A 25,228-nucleotide genomic window follows, 5' to 3' on the forward strand; every position below is an offset into this window, starting at 1 on the left:
CATAATTTTCAGTTGTCAATATGAAAACTACTTTACGAAAAGGCGCTCATGCTGTTTTCAGGATTCAGTTCCATATAATTTTTGTGACAAAATACAGTAAAAATGTTATAAATCAAGCAATTCTAACTAAATTACAAGAAATATTTAGTAGAGTTTGTGAAAAAAGAAAATGTGAACTATTAGAATTTAACGGTGAGGCAAATCATGTACATTTATTGGTGGATGTACATCCAGACAATAATACCTCACAGTTAATTAGTTCTCTAAAATCTGCATCAAGTAGAATTGTCAGAAAAGAGTTTGAGGAATATCTCAAACAATACTATTGGAACAAAGAAGACCCTAGTTTTTGGACAGATGCTTACTGTGTTATTTCTGCTGGTGGTGCGCCATTAGAAACTCTAAAAGAATATATCCAATCACAGGACAAACCAACCAACTAATATATTGTCAAAAACTCAACTGTCATCAAGAATGTTCTACCTGCGGTAAAATACTTGTTGATGACGTTGACGCTCGTTCGCCCTTGGCGTGCCGTAGGCAAGACTCGCTACCGCAACGCTTACGTTTTTGACTTGCTTACATCCCCTCCCTGCCTTGTCTACGACACGCTGCGCGAACGGCTGAGGAAGGGGAATTACGCAATTAGGTTAAATAATATAACAGTCCTCAATGATATGGTAAACTGCTTATAGACTGTTGACTGTTGACGAATAATTACGAATTAGCAATTGTTAACAGTCACAACTAAAATTGGATTGCTATGGGAATAATATTTCAGTTGTGAAAAAGTTTAAGTATCTCTAGACTTGGGAATGCCTAGGGAAATCTATATGTGTAAGGCATTGACCAAGCTACGTATATTTCAACAATTAAATAGTAGCCCTATATATAATAATATAATTTTTGCACGTTGTCAGTGAACTGTTAACAGTTACCAATTTTATTTTTTATTCAAAATAAAACTCATAAAAATACACGATGTCGGGCGGGGTAGAGTGATTTCAAAACTGAGTTTTTAGGGTTTTGATTTAAAAACTAAAACGAATGTCATCAAGGGTGAATTGACCATCAAAAGCGCAGAATGTCACAGAATGGATGTCATTTGCTGTCACAGATAATAAGGTATTAGGGGGTATTAGGGAGTCAGAATTGGCTAGATTAGCTCCTGGTAGTATGGTTTGGGCAAGTAATTGGCGATCGCTACCGTAGGCGCAAAGTACTAGCCTTTGGGAACTGGTGACACAGGTACTAACCAAGTTAACAGGACGTAAGAAAGTGGCCTCTAAAAACCCGCTCTTGGGCGCTCCCATTAACACAGTCAGCCCCGAACGGGTTGGAAATGCTGGATTTGATGGTTGGATTGCTAGACAATTATGGAAAATGACCCCCCACTGCTCATACTGACGTTCCACGGCTTCAAAACATTTCAAATCTTCCAAATCTAACGAAATGCAAGTAGGTACAACTTCCTTCGCTGCTTCAATCAATTCCTCGACTTTATCTTGCCACGCCGAAGCTATAACTTGCTTTTTTAGCTTATAACTGTCAAGCGCAAATTTAGCGTCTTCAACCTTTGACACTTTAGCCGATTGAAGAATAGCCTGCTTTACCATGACACTGCGCTCTACCATCGCCTAGAGAATAATCCGATTAATAATTTCATCAAAAACTATTGTTTCTGTATGCATAACTAAAATTAATAGCTTTACATACTGAGAGTTTCATCTAAGCTGTCGCTGATTTAATTTGCACTATCAGCCTGGGCTGAATGCCGAATCCACAATCAAGTGGTTTTTTGGGAAAATGCAAATTAAAAGACTGTGAGCTTCTGCTGAACACTCAAAACTATCCGTGATGTTTCCGATAGAGTACCATAAAAACACTTCCGACGGAACAATCTATCTAGTGATAGTCGCTACCAGCATAAATCCTTACAGGCAAGTAATTCCAAGCAAATTTGACTGTTGATAGTGAAAAAAGAATCACTAAAACTTTACAACAAATCCGGTATTTTCACATCTACTTAATCTGACCCTGGTAAGAAGTTAGGACATGATTGAATGGATAATAATAGTGGGAAAAGTGGGAAAAGTGGGGTTTTAATCCAACAAATAAGTGTTTTGAGTTGATATTGATATAAATCACACCAAAGAACCACAATAGTCAATAACAAATATTTATGTTTGAGCCATTGGGATTTGAGCAACGTTCCATAATTACCTCACTAGGTAAAATTATGTACCATACTGCCACTGGCGCACCGTGGCAGAATGATGTTACCGCAAAAGGCGATCGCCAAACTTTGGTATTTTTGCATGGCTTTGGCGGTGGGTCTTCTAGTTATGAGTGGTCGAAAGTTTATCCAGCCTTTACCGCCGAATATCGCATTCTTGCACCAGATTTAATCGGCTGGGGTAAATCGGAGCATCCAGCACGTAATTACACGATTGAAGATTATTTGACGAATATTCGTCAGTTTTTGGCGCAAACTTGTACAGAACCAGTAACGGTGATCGCTTCTTCCCTAACTGCGGCGTTGACAATTCGAGTGGCGATCGCCCATCCTAATTTATTCAAGTCTTTAATTCTCACCACACCCGCTGGACTTTCTGACTTTGGCGAAGACTACTCCCGCAGCTTTTTTGCTCAGTTAGTCAGCGTTCCCGTTGTTGACCGCTTGCTGTATAGTGCTGGTATTGCTACCAGTGGTGGAATTCGCAGTTTTTTAGAGCAAAGACAATTTGCCCAGCCTAGTCGCATCTACCAGGAAATTGTCGATGCTTATCTGGAATCAGCCCAGCAGCCAAATGCTGAATATGCAGCCCTATCTTTTGTCCGGGGCGATTTGTGCTTTGATTTGTCCCTTTACATTCAGCAACTGAAAACTCCCACCGCTATTATCTGGGGACAAAAATCCCAATTTACCGGGCCAGAAATTGGACGCCGCCTAGCAAATATCAATCCCCAAGCGATTCGATTTTTTCAACCGCTACAAGATGTGGGGTTAACGCCACAATTAGAACTACCAGCGGTAACAATTGGGTTGATTCGGCAATTTTTGCCTTTGCTTAAATAGTGGTGGGGAATGGGGGATGAGAGAATAATAATTGTTCGCTCACTCCTCCTAACTCCAAACTCAGCACTCAGATGGACTTTCTGCGTGAGTTTGTGATTACTAACTCTAACTCCCATCCTGGAAGCTGCTGTACTGATTGACTAATTCGGCGTATATCCTCGGAACCGTTTAAACTCAGAGTTTCTCTTGTCCTCACAGTGGCCGCAACAACTGTTGTGTCATTGACAGCTACTAAGTCCAGGACACAGCCAGCCAGGGTTGCAGGTAATTTTTCTGGAGCAGGATAGATGGTAACAGAATACCCTTTTTGACGGTATTCTCTGGCAAGCTTTAGGAGTCGCCGATGCTCTAACAGATGTTGATTTTGCGGCTCTCGCATAAAATTTACTTGTTTTGTCCTGGCGGTAGAGTAGCAATTAATGCATTTATTTTACAGCAGTCCTATGTGAAAATCTGTGTTAAGCAGTACATAATATCTCAAGGCAATATCAATGTAAATCTCCAGGATCTGGCGCAAGTTCAATTCTAATGTGCAAAAATTCTTGACTTTGGGCAAATCCTTCTGCTAAAGCTGGGGATATTCCCTTGAGTCTAAAAGATCCATTAAGGTTGCGTCTACGGCTGATGAAATCGGTAATTTGATAGTCATCAACATAAATTACACCATTCAAGGCGTCTCTAATGGGCTTGACTATATTGTCACTATCTGGAACACTCGACTCATCGCCAGAAACTGCTTCATAGAAGTGTGTAATCACAACCTTTAAAAGATCACCTAATGGTGGATTTCCTTTCCAGTAAGACTCAGCCGCACTACGAACTTGGTCTTTCCAGGCTTGTATGCGCTTGCGTTCTTTACTTTGGTGAGAAACTGGTTTACCAATGACGACAAAATCAAAGGGTAGCATTGAGAAATTCTCACAAATTAATTCAACTATTAACAGTTGTCATGCAATTTTTGATTTCGGATTTGAGATTGTAGATTGACCACCACACACATAATTTAGGATTTGAGATTTGAGATTCTTTTTTTTCAATCCCAAATCCCAAATGTAAAATCTCAAATTCGGTCAGGGTGTTAATCTTGACCAAATTAATCGCTGTTATCTGTCGCTTTACTGAGAGAAAAATACCAGAATCTCTGCTGATTAGGAGCTAAAAAAGTTACTTTAGCTCTAACAGTAGAGTAACCCTATAATACTAAGTAAATTTTGGTGTGAACCCTATTTTGGTGGCTTCTACATACCTACTACTCTAGCATCAAGACAACTTTTGTATTAAAAAACACTAATTATGCAGTCCACATTTACACAATAACATATTAAACTAATAAACAACAACATAGATAAAAATTGATGGCTAATTTCAAGATTTTGTAGATGTTAAGAAGTCAGCCAACTTAATTTAATTCATCATTAACCAGACTTAATTATTCTCTAAACAAAATTATCATGATGTTAACTAGGTCATACCATTTCACCAAAACTCTGATACATATAGAAGCCAGTAGGGGCACGGCATTGCCTTGCCCCTACCAACGTATTTGTATCATACTTAAAGTGAAACGGTATCAGCTATTGAGGCGTGCAGGCTTTGGTCATTATTGGTCATTGGTAAGGGTTTTGAGCATATTTACCTTCTCATACAGAATTGGTATAAGATGCGCTTATTGCCTAAAAGATGCTGTAATAATACCTAATTTAGCAAAAAAATGCCTCCCGTTTTGAGAGGCAATGAAACAGATATTTCTCCTAAAGTAGGAATGTTATTTATCTTTTAACCTAACATCAATGACAGTAGCATTAAAGTTATAGTTAAATCCTTCTAATTCAAATGGCATACCAATTTTAACTTTACTGTTACCAATGACAGGTCCTGTTTTAGTAACTTTAGCTTTACCTTCTAAGGTCAAAAGCATATCTGTACTAAAATTGTTTGAACGAGGGTCGGGCAATTCTTTCACGGAACCATCGGGTTGAGCAATAGTCAAGGTTCGAGGTAGTTGTTGAATCGATTTAATCCCAATCTGACCGTGGGGTTGATTGCGGATAATTACATTGGTTTTACCACCTTTTGTAAATCCGTTCTTGAATAACTGTTCAGGGTCGCGGACATTCAAACCACGAACTACTAAATCTACTTCGATGGGTACGGCTTCGACACCGACTTGGGCGACGGAACCGGAAGGACCAGGAAAAACAAAAATGCCGAATATCACTAGCAAAATTACCAGCCCAGCAGCTAAATCGAAAAGGTTGATTTTGCCGAATAAGCGACCTTTGGAATCTAAAATAGCCATAACAAATTTTCCCAGATGAGAGCGGAGTAATTGATTTTAGCAGCAAGTTTTATCACGATAACGGCAATGTTATCTAAAAGACAAAAAACTAAAACTGGCTAGGGGTTGTAGTCATGCGACAGTTTATCATAACTTTTCCGGGTCGAGTTTCTGTATTCAGTTGAGAATGCAACTTAGAACAGTCTAAACTCGTCTTATAATTTGTCTCATATTTTAAGTTCTTTCAAGATTATCCTTACACTAGATTATGATTTATTGGCAAAAATTTCTGACAAATTACCGTTTGTGGCGGCGTCGTTGGTTGTATCCGTTGATTTCGGTGGTAGTCGCCCTGAGTGTATGTGTGACTACACCCCTCCCTGGTAGGGCTTTTGACTTATTGCCGCTATTATTACAGGGAGTCCAGGTACTTCAGCTTTCTAATATATCCGATCGCGACGAAGTTGATCTTGGTAAGCAAATTAATCAGCAATTACAGAGTGGCGAAGTTCGCCTTTACCGGAATGCAGAAGTTAATCGTTATGTAGAACAAATAGGTCGGCGTTTGGTAGCTAATAGCGATCGCCCCAATCTTCCCTATACTTTCCAGGTCGTTGAGGATGATTCTATCAATGCCTTTGCCACTTTGGGAGGCTATGTTTATGTCCACACAGGACTGCTGAAAGTTGCAGACAATGAAGCGGAACTCGCAAGTGTACTCGCCCATGAAATTGGTCATATTGGCGGAAAACACCTAATAAAACAAATGCGACAAAAAGCGATCGCTAGTGGGATAGCAACAGCAACAGGTTTAGACCGCAATCAAGCTGTGGGAATTGGTGTGGAACTAGCCCTAAATCGTCCCCGCAGTCGTCAAGATGAATTTGATGCTGATCAACGGGGATTAAGAACTTTGACACGCAGTGGTTATGCTCAATCGGCGATGGTTTCCTTTATGAAAAAACTCGTAGCAAGGGGTTCTACGCCAGCGTTTTTGAGTACTCACCCCGCAACAGGCGATCGCATTAAGAAACTCAACAGCAGTATTAATGCTCAACCTAGCAATGGCCGCGACGGATTAGATAATGCTACTTATAAAACTAATCTCCGCCCCTTGATACGGAGTTAGGAGTTAGGAGTTAGGAGTTAGGAGTTTGGAGTTAGGAGTTAGGAGTTTGGAGTTTGGAGTTAACAGCCAAGAGGACAAATGACAACTGACAACTGACAAATGACAAATGACAAATGACAAATGACAACCATAATTATACGCGCTGCTTATTGCGGCGATCGCTTCTAATTTCGGCTGGATCTACGTTAATTACGGCTTCTTCTAAAGATAGGGTGCGGACACGTTTTTTAAATACGTTGGCTTGATACACTAGGTTATTTGTGATGTCGAGTCCGGTTAACCAGCCACTACGGGGGTGATAAGCGCCAGTATCTATGTCTAGCCACCCTCTGCCTTGTGCTAGATAGCCAGGGTTGACGCCTGGTAAAGTAAAGGTAATGGTGTGACCGATGATAATCAGTTTATCACGAAAGTAAGGCTGTTCAATGCTGTGAAATTCGTCTCGTATCCAGCAAAATTGCTCTGAGGTTTGTTCTGTTAATGGTAGGGAAGGATCAACACCAGCATGAGTTAACCACACATTCCCTAAGTCGAGATATGTTGGCAGCGCTTTGAACCAATCGAGATGATCTTGGGGAATTGTCGCTTCTTGATAACTGGCTACCGTTGCTTGTCCCCCACCATACAACCAGGCTTGCATTGCTGGGGTGGCGACTCCCCCATTGCTGAGAATGTTTAATAACATCTGCTCATGATTTCCCAGCAAACATGGGTAGTTATTGTTCTTGACAAAATTAACTACTTGTGCGCTCTGAGGTCCACGATCAATTAAGTCTCCGAGAAAATAGAGTTGATCGTCAGATGTGGGGGCGATCGCACTCAAGAGAGTCATCAATCCTTCGTAGTGACCATGCACATCCCCAATTACAATTCGACGCTGGTTAGTTTGGCTCATCTGCTTTTGAATGACATTCCCTAATATTGCTGCTACAATTTCAGCGGTCTGGATTTCGCAAATAAAGGTAAAAATTACTTGACAAATTGTATTCTATTATAATTGTAATCTTTTTCACACAAGTAAAAGTCCTGACTACAGACTCTGAACAGAGAATTTAGCGCGGTTGCTAATCCCAAATTCAGCAAATTTTATCTAGGTTAGCTTAAAATTTACCCAGTTGCTCTATAACTTATTGGGAATTTTACAATGTCTGAAGAGTTTTCATCGGCAATTAGTTCGCGCATCTGCAAGCATATGAATGAGGATCATGCTGATGCGGTGGTTCTTTATGCTCAGGCCTTTGGCGGAGTAACATCTGCAACAGTAGCCTCGATGCTGTCAATTGATTCTGAAGGTATGGATTTAACAGCACAAGTCGATGGTGAACCTGTACCAGTTCGCATTTCGTTTGATCATATATTAGCAGATGCGGAAGATGCTCACCAAACTCTGATTGCAATGATCAAACAAGCTAGAGTCCAAACGAAGTAGAAATTGTTGCTACCTTGACAATTTTCAAAGTACAGGGTGAACTGAGACTTCTCATTCATCCTCTTAGTATCTTGGTGTCTGACAACAATTTTCACGCAATAACCACAAACCAAAGTAAGGGCGCAAGGCCTTGCGCCCCTACCGCGTGCGTGGTCTATTTACAGGAAGGTGTTGTAATGGTCAAAAAAATCTTGCACCACAAAGACATAAAGATTTTTCATCTGTTCTGGTATTCGCACGTCAATCTATGAAAAAGATTCGGTTTGTTGATTTATTTTCAGGAATCGGGGGAATTAGATTAGCTTTTGAACAAGCGGCTAATTCTTTAAATATAGAAACTGAATGTGTTTTAAGTAGCGAAATTAATCCAGATGCTCAATTAGTTTATGAAACAAATTTCGGTCATAAACCTTTAGGTGATGTGCGGTTAATTGAGAAACTACCAGAACATGAAATTTTATTGGCTGGGTTTCCTTGTCAGTCTTTTTCTCATGCGGGTAAAAAAGCAGGGTTTGGAGATACGCGAGGGACACTTTTTTTTGAAATCGCCAGATTACTGGATACTTATCAACCAAAAGCGTTTATTTTTGAGAATGTCCGAGGACTTTATAGCCATGATGAAGGTAGAACTTTGACAACAATTCAGCACGAAATGCAAAGTAGAGGCTACAGCTTTCATAGTTGTTTACTCAACAGTGCTAATTTTGGCTTACCGCAGAACCGTGTGCGAATTTATCTTGTAGGAGTTTTAAATGCGTCTCCCACTTTTGATTTGATATCAGATGTGGGACCAAAAGATTCCCACTCTTATGATACACAACAGCTATCTTTATTTTACCCGGATAAAAAGCCGGTAACTGTGGCTGATATCTTAGAAAATAACCCTGATGCAAAATATGATTGTTCAACCGAGTTTGTAAGTGCTTTGAAACGAATATTTCATGATGATTTAAATCGCTTACATGGAGTACGTTTGATTGATTATCGCGGTGGTAACTCGGTTCATTCTTGGGAATTAGGATTGCGTGGTGAGTGTAGCGCGGATGAAATTGCATTGATGAACCGGTTTATTTTAAAGAGACGTAATAAAGAGTTTGGGCGTGAACAAGATGGAAAGTTATTAACTAAGGAACAAATAGCTAGTTTTTTTGCACACCCAAATCTTGGAGAAATTCTCAACTCTTTGGTTGCGAAGAAATATCTAAAATTGATTAATGGGAAATATAAACCTTTGGCGGGTAATTTTTCCTTTGAGGTTTATAAGTTTGTCGATCCTCAGAAAATTTCTGTTACCCTAGTGGCTAGTGATGCTAATAGATTGGGAGTTTACCACAATCACCGAGTGCGACGACTAACTCAGCGCGAAGCCGCAAGATTGCAGGGTTTTCCTGATAGTTTTATCCTACATCCTCAAGATGATAAAGCTTACTATCAATTGGGCAATTCTGTGAGTATTAATGTAGTTAAAGCTGTGGCTAAAGAAGTGCTTTTGAATATTTTCTCTGTTGTTCAACAAACAACAAAGAAAGAGCAGCTTAAAATCATACCAATTGGAAAAAAGAATGGGACAGATAGGGTAGGGGCGCAAGGCCTTGCGCCTCTATAGATTATCGATGTGTTGCAAAGATTTTTTGAAGGCGTCAATCTTCTAATTTTAACAACCAAAAACCAGTGTAAGTCATACCCGAATCATCAGGCTGGAGTAATAAAAAGTGCAGCCCCTGACTCTGCTGCTTGCGCTGTTCATAAACTTTAGCAGCAGTAGTTACTTCCGAATCTTCAAAAGTCGCCACAATCCACCTATCTACCAAACTAGCTTCCAACACCAAACCATCAGGGGCACCAGCAATATAACTCAGCGCTACGGGACGGGATGTTTTTAACCACCGTGCCAAAGGGAGCGATCGCCTGCCTCCATATATTACCACACCGGGGATCGCTACTGTTGAGGCTAACCCCAAATTTAGGGGTTTGAGATCTTCTGGTGTATCCAAAATTGGAATTGGGCGTTCCTTAAACACATCTACCAATTCACCTGCATTTAAAGTCGCAAAACGCCATTGTTCCCCCCAGAGATTTTCTGGTAATGGTGCTGGGGGTGGTTTATCTACTACTAAAGGATGTTGCTTTTCTTGCAACCATTTCTTTAGTGCCAAAGTGCGGCGCGTAGGTTCGACTTCAATATTTAAATTACCAGCAGCGGCGGCAATTAAACTTAAAGATTGAGGACGAAACACCTGGATTATATCTGGGAGTTTCTCACCAGCGGCTAACTCAAGTTGAGCAGTTATCCAAGTGGAATTTGCTTGTGATTGGGGACAGGTGGCTATATATTCAAAGCTACGAGTTGCGTCAGTTAACAACAATTCCCATAAAATTTCACCAGTTGCATCTCGTTGGGGACTACGATAAAAATCGGTTTGCCAAATTTTCATCTTTTTCTCAGCGGCTGTTTCAATTAAACTGTTCAATAATTCCGCCACCTAAAACTTTATCGCCGTCGTACCACACAGCAGCTTGTCCAGGGGTGATACTAAACTGGGGTTCGTCAAACACCAAGCGGACACGGGAGTTTTCCAAAGGAATTACCGTGACTGGTGTCGGATGAGAACGATAACGAATTTGGACTTCGGCGTGAATGGGGCTAGCTGGTTGTGCAATGGAAACCCAATTTACCCGATTTACAGTACATTCACCAAGAGTTGCTTTAGTGCGATCGCCGACTATCACCTTATTATTTGCTGCATCTAATTCAATCACATACAGCGGCTCCGGTGCAGCAATCCCCAACCCTTTGCGCTGTCCAATTGTGTAATGATGGACACCATCATGTTGCCCCAAAACTTTACCGCTTGTGTCAACAATATCACCTGGCTTCGGCGCTAAGTATTTATCTAAAAATGCCCGCATGGAACCGTTGCTTTCCACCAAACATAAGTCTTGACTTTCTGGCTTATCAGCGGTTGACAGACTGTATTCAGCCGCGAGGCGACGGGTATCACTTTTTTGTAAATCACCTAGGGGAAATATCGTAGCGGCTAGTAAATCTTGAGACAAATCATAAAGGAAATAGGATTGGTCTTTATTGCGGTCAACAGCCCTTAATAACTGGTAACGCCCAGTAGTTTCGTCATAGTTAATATTGGCATAATGACCAGTAGCGATGCGATCGCATCCCCATTGCTCACGGGCATATTGTACCATTGGGCCAAATTTCACAGTTTTATTGCACTGCGAACAAGGCAAAGGAGTGATTCCCGCACTGTAACCGTTGACTAAATAATCAACAATATTGGTTTGAAAGACATCCCGAATATCAACAACTTGATGGGGAATTCCCAATTGTTCACAGATATTAGCCGCGTCGATCATACCTTCAGAGCAACACTGTCCTTTGCCTTTCATTAGCCAAAGGGTTAAACCGATAACTTCATAGCCCTGATTGTGCAGTATTGCTGCAGCGGTGGAACTGTCAACGCCACCAGAAAGACCAACGACGACTTTTTTCATAACCTTATACAAGGACGGCACGGGAGCTTCGTGACTGATCGATTGTAGCACACCGATCCAAAAAATCCTTGCTAATCAAGCGCTTTACCTACTACGAGGGATTAGGGATATTTCTAGGGTGCGTTATCGCTGAGGGTACGGCACTAATTTTCTAAAGATGTATTTATTGCCACCCAGAAAAACTAAATTTATACTACAAATATATACTAACTTGCTACAACAGTTACCTATGTCGAATACAATCACAAGGCAATATATCTTACTGTTCTTGGGGGGATGGTTAGCGCTGATTGCCCAGTCTACCCCAGCACAAGGGCAAATTAACAACAATCGAATAATGCTTGCTCAAGTAGTTAACGGACTACCCCCAGCACCGCCTATGCAAGAGATTCCCACCAGTCAGCAGCCTATAATATTACAGCAGCCGACACAACCGATGCAGTCAGTGCGGACTAATCAAGTTAACGAGTATGTCAACCCTTACCAATCAGTGCGGACTAATCAAGTTAACGAGTATGTCAACCCTTACCAATCAGTGCGGACTAATCAATTTAACCAAAACTTGAGTGAGCGCTACTTGGTGTATGTGGATAATATGAATTATGATCAATTACAACGAGTACGTTCGATAGAACCTAGAGCCTATATCCGCCAGATGAATGGACGTTCCGTCATCCAGTCAGGGTCATTTAGCAGAGAATCTAACGCCCAACAGCGGGTGAGAGAACTACAATTAAATGGTATCAATGGGGCACAAGTCGTCAGATCCTCGAACGGACAGGCAATAGTCGCTTTCAATAGCTATTCTAATAATATACAGAATAACAGAAGCTATTCTAATAATATACAGAATAACAGACGACCAGAAACTACCAGAGCATACTATGTCATCATTCCTGGCAAATTAGCAGAGTTAAATGTAATTGCTAACCGCATTCGCCAGAGTACAGGACGATATGAAGGGGGAATAGTCGAAAGACAAAATCCACGAGGAGCGCACGTAGCCGTAGGGCCTTTTAATAAACGTGCTGATGCAGAACAATGGAATAATTATGTGCGAAATTTGGGATATGGTAGTGCCAGAGTTTATTACGGAAGGTAAAGTTAAAAGTGAGGAGTTAGGAGTTACAGCCATTTTCAGGTAAATAGACCACGCTTTTGGGGCGCAAGGCCTTGCGCCCTTACAAAGATCTCTGGTTATTGGGTGAAAATTGCTGTAAGAGTTAAGAGTTAGGAGTTGGGAGTGAGGCTAGAACAAATTTCCCAAGTAGTAGTTACGGCCGCACAGATGCGAGATATTGAAGCGCGGATCTTTGCCGCGGGAATACCTGTAGCTGCTTTAATGGAAAAGGTAGCGGGATTAATTACCCGTCGCATTCAAGAAATTTACCCGAACTCTGTATCTGGGGAGGTGACGCAAATCTCTCCCCCCATCGGAGACCGTGTGGGTATTCTGGTCGGTCCGGGTCATAATGGGGGTGATGCTTTGGTAGTCGCCCGTGAGTTGCACTTCCGCGCTTATGCGGTTTGGATTTATCATCCTTTTTCTCAGGTAAAGGAATTAACTTCGCAGCATTTACAGTATGCTCGGAGTTTGGGTATTCCTTTTTATCAAACAATTGAAGAGTTGCCTGATTGTGATATACTAATTGATGGATTGTTTGGTTTTGGCTTAGAAAGAAACCTGACTGATGCGATCGCCTCGGCAATTAATCAATTAAATCAATGGCACAAGCCGATGATTAGTATTGATTTACCTTCAGGTTTGCATACCGATACAGGCGCAGTTTTGGGAACTGCAATTCACGCTACCCATACGTTGTGTCTGGGTCTATGGAAGCTGGGTTTATTACAAGATCAGGCGTTAGACTATCTGGGAAAAGCTGAGTTAATTGATTTTGATATTCCCTTGGCTGATGTGCAAGCTGTGTTGGGAAATGCACCGAAGATTAAACGGATCACTACAAAAACAGCAGTTTCTACTTTACCTTTACCTCGTCCACTAGTCACCCACAAATACAAAGAAGGACATTTACTGTTAATTTGTGGTTCGCGTCGCTATGCTGGGGGGGCGATTTTAACTGCTTTGGGCGCCCGCGCTAGTGGTGTGGGAATGCTGTCAATTGCTGTACCAGAGTCGTTGAAATCGATTTTGGTGTCACATTTACCAGAGGCGCTGATTATTGGTTGTCCAGAAACGGAAACTGGAGCGATCGCCCAATTACAATTACCAGAGAACACAGATTTAAGTTCCTTTGCGGCGATCGCCTGTGGTCCTGGTTTAACTACAGATAGTCATCCTATTGTACAACAGGTGATTGAGAGCGATCGCCTTTTGGTTCTCGATGCTGATGCTTTGAATATTCTAGCACAATTAGGAACAATCCCCACCTTACAAAAACGTCAGGCGCCAACAGTACTCACCCCCCACACTGGTGAATTTAAGCGGTTATTTCCCGATCTTCCCGATGCTAACCAAGACAGAGTTAAGGCGGTGCAGGCTGCGGCAACGCAAAGCGGGGCAATAGTATTATTAAAAGGGGCACGAACTGCCATATCAAACCCCGAAGGTAGGGTTTGGATAAATCCTGAAAGTACCCCAGCTTTAGCCCGTGGTGGAAGTGGCGATGTGTTAACTGGGCTACTTGGTGGGTTATTGGCGCAAACAGCAAATCGGGAGGTTCCGGTGTCAGATATCGTTGCAACTGCTGCTTGGTGGCATTCTCAAGCTGGTATTTTAGCAGCCTCTGAGCGCACTGAGTTAGGTGTTGATGCCTTTACATTGACACAATATTTGTGGAAATTTATCAGTATTTTTTAGTCAACACTTCAGTGCTTCCCTCGTTCCCAGTCTCAGACTATTGGTGACAACTTAAGAAAAAGGTAAGCTTGTCAACAGGTGCATCAACGGAAAAAACATGGGAACTTCTTGAGTAGGAAACCCAGACCACAAGCGATGCCAACGGCTGGCGCAGCCATCGTAAAATATACCAGCGCCTGAAAACGAAGCGATAGCAGCGCGGATGCAAGAGTTATTAACACCACTGGTATATCATATCGCGTATTTATTTGTATTTCTTGTCACAAAATTGCCGCAGTCGAGATGCAAAAGCTGGTAACTGTCTTGGGAATGTCAAGATATCCATATGTATTTGTTGGCATTTTAGTCAAGTTAGTGAAATATTTATTAACATAAAGATAAATTCAGCGTCATGAAACAGAAAAAACTCTGACGGGGATTTCTCATCCATCACCAGATTTTTCACCAAGGGAGTAGAAGATGATGAACGACCGAAAGCCGTCCGATTCTAAGGTCTTCGTTGGTAATATTAAAAATGGGATTTGGCTATTTGGACTGTCTTCCTGGCTATTTGGTATAACAGATCGCAGTATTGCTTCATTTGCAGATGGTTATCTGTCTGCTTTGGATTTAACGCAAATATTTACAGCCGTGACATTGTTGGTAGCGTGGGTATTTTTGAAGCCCAAAAGGATATAGTCCAATACAGTTCAGTTAGGCTCTGATATACACTTACGGGAACATCCAAAATTTTTTCTTCTAATGACAATTTTATTCGTGCCGTGCCCCTACGACAATTTTCCTTAACTGAACTGTATTGGGGTAGAATTGGATTTATTGGATCAACTGGGGGTGCAAATTGCGATCGCCATTCAACAAGCTACCGCCTACCAACAGTTACAGGTAGAATTAGCACAACGCAAACAGGCAGAAAAAAGCCTACGGGAAAGCGAAGAACGGTTCCGCTGTACTTTTGAACAAGCAGCGGTAGGTATCGGACATGTGTCACTGACTGGACAATTTATTCGCCTGAACCAGCGGTTTTGTGAAATTGTCGGTTATTCTCACGCTGAACTCCAAACCCTAACTTTTCAGCAAATCACCTACCCTGATGATTTAGCAACCGACTTGGAGCAGGTCGAAAAACTACGGCTATTGCGTACTTAGCGTGCTAAATTGATAGGATAATGCCAAGAAAGTAAAGCTCTAATCTCAAAATTACGAAAGTTTCTAAATCCAAATCCACTTCGCTTTATTAACTTCAGTTTATTATTTATTCCTTCTACTACTCCACTGGTAGTCCTTCGTTCAAAATATCCGACTATTTCTCCAAACCACCGTTTAATTGTCTGCACACTTCTTTGATAATATGGTTCAGCTTTTTTTAACCAATTGATTAATTCTAGCGTTCCCGTTACCACATTTTTATTGTCTTCAAATAAATTGGGTTCTTGCGTACTTAACGTGCTAAATTTTTAATTACAGTCGATAACTTTGTTTTAAAATCAAGGCTTACAGGCGCTTATAGCCAAAATTTTAATCATCAGACCTAAAAGGCAGTAAATAATGGCTGTCATCTTATCCCAGCAAGGATTTCAAGCTTATTTTTCAACATATTTAGCACGCTAAGTACGCAAGAACCCTTCTTGTTTGCCTTCTAGTCTACCTTCTAGTCTACCTTCTAGTCTACCTTCTTGTTTTGCTCTTTCACGGTCTTGCTGATAAAGTGGTTCTAATCGCATAATTAACTCCCGATCATCTTCTTCTAAATCTTGATTGATTCTCAAATTTTCGCGCAAGTTGTAAACTAATTCGAGTGTTACTTTCTGGTATGGATGATTTAATGGTAACGCTTCCAACTCCACTATCGCCTGTGACTGTACAGTTCCCCTACCAAGAATTCTTAACCATAACGTCTCTGGTGTTGACGGTAGCTGGTGGATGACTACAATTGCCGTCCGTAGAGCTTCTGGTAGAAAATATACCCCTCTTAACCAATCAGATTTTGGTATCGCACCAAAACTAGATAATCGTGCTGGGGATGCTGTAGGAGTGAGAACCCATAATTTGGGAATGTCTGACTCAACAGGTGAGGTTTTGTTTCGATTCGCCTCCCGCTGTAATGCACCCCTAACTTCTAATAATTTTAGCAGACAGTCGCAGATTTCATCAGTAGATGCTGCATTACGAAATGGCTCGAAGATTGCTGGATATTCGGCAAATATTCCCAGCAATCCTAAGATTTGTAAACTAGTAGTCTGTTGGACTGAAGGAGTGAAGATAACATCAATTTCTTTGACCTCTCCTGCTACCTTAGATGATGCTTTTACTTCTCCATAAGCTTTGAGTAATTCTTGCAAATAATCCTTAGCAAATTGGTCATGAATAAATCGAGTCATGCAATTTTTGAGATTGTGATTAATCAGATTTTATCAAATTCAGGACATTTCTAGGACTGTTATTTGATTTTTGAAATATACGTAGGCATTGCCCACCATATCCAAAGTTTATAAGTTCATAATAAACAAGATACCCGACTTCTTTGATAAGTCGGGTATCTGCAGCCGAGTCAAACATTCAAATAATAATTAAACCGCTCTTGTAGTTGTTCAATTGTCAAATTCTGACTCCAATATTCTACCAAAGCGTGACCAAATGCCCAGGCATTTCGGTCTGGTGTGGCGGGGTTTTCTAACAGCAAAGACCACAATGATAACAGGTCAAAATTGCGGCTATGGTTTTCACCATTTCTTAACAGCGAAAACAAGTCATAAGCCATCTGCAGTTTACCAATTACAATAGGCAATTGTTCCACAGGAATTTGCTCGGCGAGGAGATAAGCTAAGGTAGGCGAACCCGTTGATAATGTAGAGATAAATTGCAAAACGGGACTTTTAACCAGTGCTGTAAGTCCCTGGGTTGTCGCCATCTGGAAGGTGTAATGGTCGATGATTTTCGCAGCTGCGACAGTGCGGGCTTCGAGATTACGCAAAAATCGGGCTAGACGCAGTTGTTTGGCTGGTGCGATCGCCTCTATTACTCCCAAAGATAGCGCTTCTACACCCCAAGCGACTCGACCGATTTTGCTATCACTCGTGACAACCGGCAAAACTAAATTACTGAAATCAGCTAGCAATTGGGCGCGATATTCCGTAGCTTCGCGAATTGCAATTTCTTTTGGAAGATCGCCCCATTCCCAATCATAAGGTGGCACCCATTCGCGAATCGGACGCAAACGATCTACTTGGGTAACAATTGTAATTGCAGGTAAATCGCTGACTTCAGCTTTCATGTCTTGCAAAAAGTCCACATCCATTTGTAGGGCTGGATCGAGGGCTGGGGTAACTAACAATAATAAGTCTGCGTTGCTAGCATAATCCAGGACTTGCTCACGCAGATTTCCCCGGTTAATTTGTTCATACCCTGGTGTATCCCAAAGTGTTAGGCTTTCTGTATTGCCAGTTTGCCAGTAATAATTCTGAATCTTATCTGTACTAGGTAATACATCTACCTCCGCTAAATCAGCTTGAAACAACGTGTTAATTAAGCTACTCTTCCCCGCACCAGTCCGCCCCACTAGGAGAATATTGACAGGTTTCTGTGCCACCGCCTCAGCCGGTTCTGCTTGCGCCAGAATGTCTCGCAAAGTTTGGGTTTTGGCTTTGGGTAAGGTAGGTGTGGAGGTGGGAAACTTGGAAGCTGGTAAGGTGTTACCGCCATAAAGTGCGATCGCCTGACGACATAAATTCCTCAGCGCAGCTTCGCGCAACATCTGACTCAAATTTACCAACAGTTGCTGATTGGCTTGGTCATTATAACGCTTACTGGCTTGTTTGGCGACGGCAGCGACTGGATTTAACATCCATTGTGCCCAATTCCAAACTTGCCACAGTTTCCGGGCGGATGGCTCCAACTTGCGGTAGATTTCGTAAGCTTCGTATCCTTGACCTACGGTAACTTGATTGAGGGCTGGTGATAACTTTTGCATCCACCCATCCAAATCATCCATTGTCCCCCGAATTAACCCGTAAGCCTGAGTAATGTAAATATTCAATAGGGGATATTTAACTTCAGGATGGTAAATATGGGCAATAGCCTCCACCAGATTTTGGCATCTTGTCCAAAAGGTTTGCCAGTCTTCCCAAATTGGGCGATCGCTCTGTGCAGCTTTGAGAATATCCTGTAATGCTGCTTGTGCTTGATTCGTAACATCATTTCCCGCCTGACCGACACTATCTGTAGTAGTAGATTTCAGTTCTTCACTAACTTCCGCCAATACAGCTTCTAACTGCTGGACCGCAGGACGAGTCCATTTCACCAGTAGCCAACGCCAGCCCACGAGTAACAGAGTTAACACGCCCCAAATCCAGCTAATGCGCCATGCTTGAATTTGCAATCCTGCAGAGATTAGTAAAAAAGCGATCGTGAAGGCGATTGGGGTAGCTAATATTACCCACTGCCACAGTTTTAAGCGCACCATTGCCCTATACCTGCCTTGCGGAGAGTTCTTATATTATTGTCGATCATTGGGGATTGGGGATTGGGGATTGGGGACACTTCGGCAAGCTCAGTGCATCGCTGGGGACTGGGGATTGGGGATTGGGGATTGGGGATTGGGGACACTTCGACAAGCTCAGTGCATCGCTGGGGATTGGGGGCTAGGGACTGGGGAAAAAGTATAAATACAATACAGATACTAAAACATACACAGTATTGCATCAGAGCAAGCTCCTCGCTTGCGCTTAGGGGGTTGGGGGTGGGGTTTTAGGGGACTTTTGCAAACCACTTCTTTGTAAAAAAAAAACTTTACAAATCACTTGCAATAAGTTATACAAATAATGCAATATTTTTAAAGTAAAAATGGTTACACAAAACTCAAATAATCGGATTGGTGGTTATCACCCAGGGCAGAAAGCCGAAGACGCCAAACTCCATGAAGCATCACGTTTTAGTAGTGAAGAATTACCACCCAAGGTAGACCTCCGGCAAAGCATGACCGCTGTAGAAGAACAGGTAGGTAATAGTTGCGTAGCCAATGCATTTGTGGGTGCGTATGAATACTTGGCTAAACGTGTTTTAGGCGAGTCTGCTGATGTCAGTCGTTTGTTTGTTTACTATAACGCCCGCTCTCTTAATGGCAAAGAAAACGAAGATGGCGGAACACAAATGCAACTGGCTATTCAGGCTCTAACTGAATATGGCGCCTGCTCTGAGGAAATTTGGCCTAATGATAAGGAACTAATTTTCCAGGAACCCGAGGAATCAGCCTACGAACACGCAGCAAATTTTAAGATTGAAGAAGCCGAATTTATTGAAACTAACCTTGATCTGTGGCGACATACTCTAGCAGAAGGTTATCCCATTGCTTTTGCCCTCAACACCTTTGAATCTTTTGATGAAGCCACAAAAAATCGGGGGCGTGTACCCATGCCCAAGCAATCAGATAATGTCCGCGCTACCCACGGGTGGCACGCCATGCTTTGTGTGGGCTACTCCAACAAAGATAAAATGTTTATCGTCCGCAATTCATGGGGTTCAAAGTGGGGAGACCAGGGTTATTGTTATATTCCCTACGATTACATAATACATTCAGAGTACAATGGGCACGACTCATGGATTATTAAATCTGTTAGCGACCTTGATTTTAGTGCCGAAGTCTGGCAAGAAAGCGAATCATTTTTTGCTGATGAAGGTTCTTTATTGCTTTTCAACTTTTATATTAGAACCAGCGACCCAGAGGGTTTTGCTGACGCCCTTGATGCCCTCTGTAATAAATATGTCGAAAGCGAAGAAGACTATTACTTTGATTATGAATACGAAGAACAAGAACAAGCAGAAGAATATATTCTGAATATTCTCAACTTTGACCTAACTATTGATGATAGTAGCGAATTTGAAGAAGAGTTAAATACACTCTGCTTAGAATATGCAGTTGATGAAGATTATGACTACGGCGGTGATAACGATGAAAGCGAAGAGGATGAAGATTCTGAATACACCGCTGATGATGATGACAGCGAACAGGATGAAGATTCTGAATACAACGCTGATGACGATGAAAGCGAAGAGGATGAAGATTCTGAATACAACATTGATGACGATGAAAGCGAAGAAGATGAAGATTCTGAATACAACATTGATGATGATGACAGCGAAGAGGATGAATATTCTGAATACACCGCTGATGATGATGACAGCGAAGGGGATGAATAGGTAAACAAATTCGCGATTTCCCAAGAGGTAAAATTATTCAATTTTGATTGTGGGTTGAGCATCTTGCCAGCCCACTTTTATCTTGGGCGGTGAATGTAAAAATAAAATGGCGTTATTGTACTTAAACCAATATCGATGTAGAATGCAGATGTCCCATTCCCAATGCCCCATGTCCCATGCCCCATGCCCATTTTCATGATATGCAGACTAGCAAAAAACTCTCCCTGCCAAATATGGGCTGTGGGACTTGGGCATGGGGGAACCAATTGCTTTGGGGATACAATGAAAGCATGGATGACCAGTTGCAAGCAGTGTTTAACCTCTGCGTCAGCAACGGCGTTACATTATTTGATACAGGTGATTCTTACGGGACTGGCAGATTAAACGGGCGCAGTGAGCTACTTCTGGGACGTTTTGCGAAAGAATATCAGGGTATAAACCAAGACAATATTTGCATTGCCACCAAACTTGCAGCTTACCCTTGGAGATGGACACGTCAGTCAATGGTTTCGGCTTGTAAGTCCTCAGCCCAACGCCTGGGAAGAAATGTCGATGTGGTGCAGATGCATTGGTCTACCGCTAACTATGCACCTTGGCAAGAGAAGGGGCTATTGGCTGGTTTAGCTGATTTGTATGAGCAAGGTTTAGTCAAGGGCGTCGGACTATCTAATTATGGACCCAAACGGCTGAAATTGGTGCATAAAAAGTTTGCCGAGCGAGGAGTACCAATTACTAGTTTGCAAGTTCAATATTCTTTGTTATCCACCTATCCTGTGACTGAATTAGGGCTGAAAGATGTTTGCGATGAATTGGGAATACAAATGATTGCTTACAGTCCTTTAGCCTTGGGACTGTTGACAGGAAAATACTCCGAGAAAGGCCCTTTTCCTAAAGGTGTGCGAGGATTGCTGTTTAGACAATTATTGCCAGGACTGCGATTGCTTTTAGCCTGTTTACGAGAAATTGCCCAATCAAGAAACAAAACGGTATCACAGGTAGCAATAAACTGGTGCATTTGTAAAGGTACAATTCCCATCCCTGGAGCGAAATCTGTGGAACAGGCGAGGGAGAATATTGGTGCATTGGGTTGGCTATTGACTGCTAGCGAAGTTGCACAGTTGGATCAAGCAGCGGCGAGTGTAGACAAGAAAATGGTGCAAAATATATTTCAGACTAGGTAGGGGTTGCTGAATAAAGGTGTAATGCAGTCCAGGTAAGGAATTCCCGCCTTTTTTCACCAAACAAATGCAAGGTTATAACATCTAGAGTCTCAAAACCCTTGCACTTTCGTTAGCGAGCGCTGGGTAAATTTGGAAACTGAGCCTCGTGTTGAAACAGAAGTAATTTTTGTCAATCTGCTAAAATACGCAAAATTTTTGTGGTTTTCTACAAATTGTCCGTCTTCTCCTGTGCGGACAGCCTGACCGATTCTACGTCAACATTGAGTTTTTGAGCAATCTGTTCTACAGTCATTCCTGTTTTTAGTAACAAGGGGACTGTAACTTTCAACATTTCAGCTTCCCGTTCTTCTCGTCCTTGTTCTCGACCTTGTTCTCGACCTTCTTCTCGTCCTTCTTCTCGACCCTCAGCTTTCGCTTCCTGATAAATCCTTGTTTCCTCTAAAGTCAGTCCCAGCATAGCTTCCACTTCCTCTCTACTCAAAGATGAAAACTTGTAAACAGCAATCGTGGTGATAATATCTATTATTTCGTTTTTCGGCAGTGTGTCAGTTGACTCTAATTGTACCCTTTGAATTAATTGACGCGCTTGCTCTGCCATCACTTTTTCTGAGGCGATCGTCAACTGCATTAAATTAATACCTATTGGTAGAGTATTGAAAGTTCCTAACTCATCCAGATAAATACACTGCACTTGGTCGCTGTTGAAAAACATTCGATGAGTTCTTGTGTCGCTTGGTGATAAGCTGCGTGATGGAAAAATTATCACACAGTACCAGTCATCGTATTGAGACTGATTCCAGTACAAATACGTAAGCGACTCAGTAAAAAAGCGATGATAAAGAGTTTCGTCTTTCTGGAATTGAACCTCAGCAAAAAAGATAACTCTGGGTGTTGCGCCTTCTGGTGGTAAAAAGACCCCATCAATACGAAAAGCGGTTTCTTTTACCTCAACTGACTCAAATCGATAGTTTTGCGCCTGTTCAGGGCGATTATCAACCAGTTCAAATATTAACGCCGGAAATCGCTTGAAAATTTGGTAATAAATGGAGTCACGTTTCACTAATATATCGAAATAGGTGGATTATTTAAGTATTAATTTTATTATACGAATTATCAGTAACAAAAATAGCTGACTGTGTTGAAATTTTCCTATCACCATTGTAGCACATATAGGCCAATACAGTTCAGTTAGACTCCAATGGTATACAGTAGTAGGGGCACGGCATCCAAAATCTTTTGTTCTAATGACAATTTTATTCGTGCCGTGCCCATACGACAATTTTCTGAACTGTATTGACATATAGGCATAGGGCATGGAGAAAAGTCAACAATGCCCCCGCAACTTGGGTTATTACAGTTTTACAGCCATTTTCAGGTAAATAGACGACCCTTTTGGGGCGCAAGGCCTTGCGCCCCTACGAGTATCTGTGGTTCATATGAATGAAAATCGCTGTAAAATCCTAGAATTGAGGTTTGATTAAGCTGTAGCTTTAGCCTTGTTTCCAAACTTCCGCTTCAACATACCGCCACCAATAATAGCGACACCAAGACCGAGGATGTTTGTGGGTTCGGGAACGGCTGGGGTAACTGATGTCTGAATGACAGAAACATCATCTAAGACAGCATCAAAACTTGTTGTTCCGATGGAAATATCTTGAAAAGATAATTTTGTACTAGAGCCATCGCCTGTGAAAGTATATCCGTATTTTACATATTGGCCTGGGCGACGTCCAAGCCCATCTATAACTTCTGTTGAAACTAACAAATTATTATTATTATTATTATTATTATTATTATTATATATTGCTGTAATCTATTATCATTATGTTATGACTAAAAGATAAAAGCTATGGCAGAAAGCTAAAAATAGTCCAGAAAATCTGACTTTTGATGAGTTTGAAACTCTCCTCACCCAGAATGGGTGGGAATTGAGCCGTCAAAAAGGAAGTCATCGCTTATGGTCTTCACCAAAGGGTCGAGCTTTACCAATTCAACCCCGCAAAGATGGGAAAGCAAAAATATATCAAATCCAGCAGTTTTTTGAATATCAAGAGGTAGAAGAGTAATGACTTTAAGCAACTATGATTTTAATGGTTTTACGATTAATTTATATGTTGATGAACAAGGAGATTGGCTGGCACATTTTCAAGAAATGCCTAATATTTCAGCCTTTGGTGATACTCCGCAACAAGCTTTAGAGGAATTAAAATTAGCTTGGGAATTGGTAAAAGAAGATTATCAAGAAAAGGGTAAAGATATTCCTGTAGCACCAGTGCGTCAAAAATTTTCTTCTTTATTGTAAGGCGATCGCACTTTAGGCTGTCTTGGCGATCTCTGCTAGTTTGATTAATCCTTTAGTTGTCAAATCTTCATCAATGGCGTACCAATGAATACCATAACCAGATGGAGAAATCCGATACATTTTCCGCTCGATATCTGTTGCTTGAGTAAGTCGCTTAGATGCTTGTAAAATCGGGATTTGATAAGTTTTACCATCTACAGATAGAATCATCAAATCTCCATTAAAGTCAATGTTTGATACACTGCATTGCTTATCCATTTTGTTGATTCCTAAATGTTTGCCATTCATCTACTATTTCATCAAAGTTTTGCAAAGCGATCGCTCTCCTATAAATCAAAAGCGATCGCCTCTCTCCCATAAACAAAAAGCGATGTCTACGACGGGCGTAGCTGCAGCCCTTCCAAATCCCCAAACCGATGTCTACGACAGGCGTAGCTGCAGCCCATTCCCCATAAACAAATCGTACTCCGTATCAAATATCCAGAAAATGCATACTAAACTAGATATAACGCTTTATTGAGCTAACCTATGGAAGCCATTGAATTTAAGACGATTATTCATAATGGTACAGTTGTCATTCCCCCACAATATTCATCTGAGTGGGAAGGTAAAGCTATCCGTGTGATTGTTTTAGATGATTCAGAACTTTTGTCAGAACCTGTGGAAAAGCTGAAAAAAACGATTTTCAAGGCTATTTCTTTAAACACTCAAGGATTTAACTTTAATCGAGAAGAAGCTAATGTCCGATAGAGTTTTTCTCGATACTAATATCTTAATCTATGGGTATTCTCAGGATGAACCTGATAAACAACAGCGTGCCGTTGAATGTGTTCAATCAGGTGACGTTTGGATTAGTACCCAAGTTCTCAATGAAACAATTAATGTTTTAAAACGGAAGTTTCTCTTAGAATACTCTCAAATTAGGGCTGTTGTTGAAGAATTTACCGAACAGTTTGAAATTGCGATCGTTTCCGTTACCACCATTGAAACGGCTTTAAATTTAGCCGAACGTTATCAGTATAGTTACTTTGATAGCTTAATTGTAGCGAGTGCCTTAGAAGTGGGTTGTCAGATCCTCTACAGTGAAGATTTACAACATAGTCAGCAGATAGATCGTCAATTAACGATTATTAATCCTTTTCATTCTTAATATTTGGGGATAACTCGACTTAAGCAGCATTCGATAATTCACTGCGATCGCACTTCCAACACAAAAGCGATCGCCCTCCCAAATTCCCAAACCGATCGCCCTTCCAACACAAAAGCGATCGCCCCCGTCAACAAATCGTACTTTTGTAAAAAGCGCT

The 25,228-nt window shown here is 41.4% G+C and carries 29 protein-coding genes and 1 pseudogene; 16 read left to right on the forward strand and 14 right to left on the reverse strand.

The window, feature by feature from the left end; all coding sequences use genetic code 11:
• Nucleotides 1-20: 20 nt before the first annotated feature.
• Nucleotides 21-443: an IS200/IS605 family transposase gene (gene tnpA, locus HEQ19_12590; GenBank protein ID WYM00236.1), complete on the forward strand. Its 423-nt coding sequence runs from the start codon at nucleotides 21-23 to the stop codon at nucleotides 441-443.
• Between the two features lie 588 nt (nucleotides 444-1,031).
• Here the strand turns inward: tnpA and HEQ19_12595 are convergent.
• Nucleotides 1,032-1,616 (reverse strand): hypothetical protein, encoded by a 585-nt coding sequence (locus HEQ19_12595; protein ID WYM00237.1) that lies wholly within the window; start codon nucleotides 1,614-1,616, stop codon nucleotides 1,032-1,034.
• A gap of 566 nt (nucleotides 1,617-2,182) precedes the next feature.
• Here HEQ19_12595 and HEQ19_12600 point away from each other — a divergent pair.
• The gene (locus HEQ19_12600; GenBank protein WYM00238.1) at nucleotides 2,183-3,079 is read left to right on the forward strand and encodes an alpha/beta hydrolase; all 897 of its coding nucleotides are present in this window, start codon (nucleotides 2,183-2,185) and stop codon (nucleotides 3,077-3,079) included.
• A 67-nt stretch (nucleotides 3,080-3,146) separates the two neighbouring features.
• Here the strand turns inward: HEQ19_12600 and HEQ19_12605 are convergent, their stop codons facing one another.
• From HEQ19_12605 to HEQ19_12615, 3 genes are all read right to left on the reverse strand, one after another.
• Nucleotides 3,147-3,458 (reverse strand): hypothetical protein, encoded by a 312-nt coding sequence (locus tag HEQ19_12605; GenBank protein WYM00239.1) that lies wholly within the window; start codon nucleotides 3,456-3,458, stop codon nucleotides 3,147-3,149.
• Between the two features lie 109 nt (nucleotides 3,459-3,567).
• On the reverse strand, nucleotides 3,568-3,987 hold the full coding sequence (locus HEQ19_12610; protein ID WYM00240.1) for a RusA family crossover junction endodeoxyribonuclease: 420 nt from the start codon (nucleotides 3,985-3,987) through the stop codon (nucleotides 3,568-3,570).
• 857 nt (nucleotides 3,988-4,844) lie between these two features.
• On the reverse strand, nucleotides 4,845-5,378 hold the full coding sequence (locus tag HEQ19_12615) for a DUF4330 domain-containing protein (protein WYM00241.1): 534 nt from the start codon (nucleotides 5,376-5,378) through the stop codon (nucleotides 4,845-4,847).
• Nucleotides 5,379-5,625: 247 nt separating this feature from the next.
• Between HEQ19_12615 and HEQ19_12620 the strand changes: the two genes are divergently transcribed.
• Nucleotides 5,626-6,486: a M48 family metalloprotease gene (locus HEQ19_12620; protein WYM00242.1), complete on the forward strand. Its 861-nt coding sequence runs from the start codon at nucleotides 5,626-5,628 to the stop codon at nucleotides 6,484-6,486.
• A gap of 133 nt (nucleotides 6,487-6,619) precedes the next feature.
• On the opposite strand, the gene HEQ19_12625 is transcribed toward HEQ19_12620, so the two are convergent.
• Entirely contained in the window at nucleotides 6,620-7,381 is a 762-nt protein-coding gene (locus tag HEQ19_12625; GenBank protein WYM00243.1) for a metallophosphoesterase family protein, read from the reverse strand.
• A 249-nt stretch (nucleotides 7,382-7,630) separates the two neighbouring features.
• Between HEQ19_12625 and HEQ19_12630 the strand changes: the two genes are divergently transcribed.
• Nucleotides 7,631-7,915: a DUF2470 domain-containing protein gene (locus HEQ19_12630; GenBank protein ID WYM00244.1), complete on the forward strand. Its 285-nt coding sequence runs from the start codon at nucleotides 7,631-7,633 to the stop codon at nucleotides 7,913-7,915.
• 247 nt (nucleotides 7,916-8,162) lie between these two features.
• Nucleotides 8,163-9,521, forward strand: a complete 1,359-nt coding sequence (gene dcm / locus HEQ19_12635; GenBank protein WYM00245.1) for a DNA (cytosine-5-)-methyltransferase — start codon at nucleotides 8,163-8,165, stop codon at nucleotides 9,519-9,521.
• Between the two features lie 34 nt (nucleotides 9,522-9,555).
• Here dcm and HEQ19_12640 read toward each other — a convergent pair whose 3' ends face one another.
• Both HEQ19_12640 and mnmA read right to left on the reverse strand, forming a co-directional pair.
• Nucleotides 9,556-10,350 (reverse strand): Tab2/Atab2 family RNA-binding protein, encoded by a 795-nt coding sequence (locus HEQ19_12640; GenBank protein ID WYM03378.1) that lies wholly within the window; start codon nucleotides 10,348-10,350, stop codon nucleotides 9,556-9,558.
• Between the two features lie 19 nt (nucleotides 10,351-10,369).
• Nucleotides 10,370-11,425, reverse strand: a complete 1,056-nt coding sequence (mnmA, locus tag HEQ19_12645; protein WYM00246.1) for a tRNA 2-thiouridine(34) synthase MnmA — start codon at nucleotides 11,423-11,425, stop codon at nucleotides 10,370-10,372.
• 229 nt (nucleotides 11,426-11,654) lie between these two features.
• On the opposite strand from mnmA, the gene HEQ19_12650 reads away from it, so the two are divergent.
• The 4 genes from HEQ19_12650 to HEQ19_12665 all read left to right on the forward strand — a co-directional run bounded on the left by HEQ19_12650 (nucleotide 11,655) and on the right by HEQ19_12665 (nucleotide 15,392).
• A complete protein-coding gene (locus HEQ19_12650; GenBank protein ID WYM00247.1) occupies nucleotides 11,655-12,527 on the forward strand; it encodes a hypothetical protein in 873 nt (290 codons plus the stop codon).
• Between the two features lie 135 nt (nucleotides 12,528-12,662).
• On the forward strand, nucleotides 12,663-14,246 hold the full coding sequence (locus tag HEQ19_12655) for an NAD(P)H-hydrate dehydratase (GenBank protein WYM00248.1): 1,584 nt from the start codon (nucleotides 12,663-12,665) through the stop codon (nucleotides 14,244-14,246).
• Nucleotides 14,247-14,708: 462 nt separating this feature from the next.
• Nucleotides 14,709-14,924, forward strand: a complete 216-nt coding sequence (locus HEQ19_12660) for a hypothetical protein (GenBank protein ID WYM03379.1) — start codon at nucleotides 14,709-14,711, stop codon at nucleotides 14,922-14,924.
• 129 nt (nucleotides 14,925-15,053) lie between these two features.
• On the forward strand, nucleotides 15,054-15,392 hold the full coding sequence (locus HEQ19_12665; protein WYM03380.2) for a PAS domain S-box protein: 339 nt from the start codon (nucleotides 15,054-15,056) through the stop codon (nucleotides 15,390-15,392).
• On the opposite strand, the pseudogene HEQ19_12670 reads toward HEQ19_12665, so the two are convergent.
• From HEQ19_12670 to HEQ19_12680, 3 genes and pseudogenes are all read right to left on the reverse strand, one after another.
• A pseudogene (locus tag HEQ19_12670) lies at nucleotides 15,389-15,631 on the reverse strand (transposase). The gene HEQ19_12665 and the pseudogene HEQ19_12670 sit on opposite strands and share 4 nt — an antisense overlap.
• Nucleotides 15,632-15,850: 219 nt before the next feature.
• A complete protein-coding gene (locus tag HEQ19_12675; protein WZI67196.1) occupies nucleotides 15,851-16,624 on the reverse strand; it encodes a hypothetical protein in 774 nt (257 codons plus the stop codon).
• A 170-nt stretch (nucleotides 16,625-16,794) separates the two neighbouring features.
• A complete protein-coding gene (locus tag HEQ19_12680; GenBank protein ID WYM00249.1) occupies nucleotides 16,795-18,705 on the reverse strand; it encodes a GTPase family protein in 1,911 nt (636 codons plus the stop codon).
• Nucleotides 18,706-18,751: 46 nt separating this feature from the next.
• On the opposite strand from HEQ19_12680, the gene HEQ19_12685 reads away from it, so the two are divergent.
• The 3 genes from HEQ19_12685 to HEQ19_12695 all read left to right on the forward strand — a co-directional run bounded on the left by HEQ19_12685 (nucleotide 18,752) and on the right by HEQ19_12695 (nucleotide 21,619).
• On the forward strand, nucleotides 18,752-18,907 hold the full coding sequence (locus tag HEQ19_12685; protein WYM00250.1) for a hypothetical protein: 156 nt from the start codon (nucleotides 18,752-18,754) through the stop codon (nucleotides 18,905-18,907).
• A 178-nt stretch (nucleotides 18,908-19,085) separates the two neighbouring features.
• The gene (locus HEQ19_12690) at nucleotides 19,086-20,438 is read left to right on the forward strand and encodes a C1 family peptidase (GenBank protein WYM00251.1); all 1,353 of its coding nucleotides are present in this window, start codon (nucleotides 19,086-19,088) and stop codon (nucleotides 20,436-20,438) included.
• A 200-nt stretch (nucleotides 20,439-20,638) separates the two neighbouring features.
• On the forward strand, nucleotides 20,639-21,619 hold the full coding sequence (locus HEQ19_12695) for an aldo/keto reductase (protein ID WYM00252.1): 981 nt from the start codon (nucleotides 20,639-20,641) through the stop codon (nucleotides 21,617-21,619).
• Between the two features lie 205 nt (nucleotides 21,620-21,824).
• Here HEQ19_12695 and HEQ19_12700 read toward each other — a convergent pair whose 3' ends face one another.
• Together HEQ19_12700 and HEQ19_12705 are read right to left on the reverse strand one after the other, a co-directional pair.
• Nucleotides 21,825-22,679 carry an Rpn family recombination-promoting nuclease/putative transposase gene (locus HEQ19_12700; protein ID WYM00253.1) on the reverse strand — a complete coding sequence of 285 codons (855 nt, stop codon included), beginning with the start codon at nucleotides 22,677-22,679 and terminating at the stop codon, nucleotides 21,825-21,827.
• A gap of 417 nt (nucleotides 22,680-23,096) precedes the next feature.
• Nucleotides 23,097-23,384, reverse strand: coding sequence for a PEP-CTERM sorting domain-containing protein (locus HEQ19_12705; GenBank protein ID WYM00254.1), 288 nt, complete (start codon nucleotides 23,382-23,384; stop codon nucleotides 23,097-23,099).
• Between the two features lie 163 nt (nucleotides 23,385-23,547).
• Here HEQ19_12705 and HEQ19_30945 point away from each other — a divergent pair, with 163 nt between their 5' ends.
• Nucleotides 23,548-23,685 carry a hypothetical protein gene (locus HEQ19_30945; GenBank protein WZI67197.1) on the forward strand — a complete coding sequence of 46 codons (138 nt, stop codon included), beginning with the start codon at nucleotides 23,548-23,550 and terminating at the stop codon, nucleotides 23,683-23,685.
• Nucleotides 23,685-23,921, forward strand: a complete 237-nt coding sequence (locus HEQ19_12715) for a type II toxin-antitoxin system HicB family antitoxin (protein WYM00255.1) — start codon at nucleotides 23,685-23,687, stop codon at nucleotides 23,919-23,921. Before HEQ19_30945 ends, HEQ19_12715 begins: the two co-directional genes overlap by 1 nt.
• A gap of 12 nt (nucleotides 23,922-23,933) precedes the next feature.
• On the opposite strand, the gene HEQ19_12720 is transcribed toward HEQ19_12715, so the two are convergent.
• Both HEQ19_12720 and HEQ19_12725 read right to left on the reverse strand, forming a co-directional pair.
• Nucleotides 23,934-24,179: a DUF2442 domain-containing protein gene (locus HEQ19_12720; GenBank protein ID WYM00256.1), complete on the reverse strand. Its 246-nt coding sequence runs from the start codon at nucleotides 24,177-24,179 to the stop codon at nucleotides 23,934-23,936.
• Nucleotides 24,172-24,333, reverse strand: coding sequence for a hypothetical protein (locus HEQ19_12725; GenBank protein ID WYM00257.1), 162 nt, complete (start codon nucleotides 24,331-24,333; stop codon nucleotides 24,172-24,174). The genes HEQ19_12720 and HEQ19_12725 overlap by 8 nt, the downstream gene beginning before the upstream one ends.
• Nucleotides 24,334-24,449: 116 nt before the next feature.
• Between HEQ19_12725 and HEQ19_12730 the strand changes: the two genes are divergently transcribed.
• The gene (locus tag HEQ19_12730; protein ID WYM00258.1) at nucleotides 24,450-24,671 is read left to right on the forward strand and encodes a hypothetical protein; all 222 of its coding nucleotides are present in this window, start codon (nucleotides 24,450-24,452) and stop codon (nucleotides 24,669-24,671) included.
• Complete coding sequence (locus tag HEQ19_12735; protein WYM00259.1) at nucleotides 24,661-25,071, forward strand: PIN domain-containing protein; 411 nt, start codon at nucleotides 24,661-24,663, stop codon at nucleotides 25,069-25,071. The genes HEQ19_12730 and HEQ19_12735 overlap by 11 nt, the downstream gene beginning before the upstream one ends.
• The last annotated feature ends 157 nt before the right edge of the window (nucleotides 25,072-25,228 follow it).

This window comes from Gloeotrichia echinulata CP02 (assembly GCA_038087035.1).
In the GTDB taxonomy this organism is placed as follows: domain Bacteria; phylum Cyanobacteriota; class Cyanobacteriia; order Cyanobacteriales; family Nostocaceae; genus Gloeotrichia; species Gloeotrichia echinulata.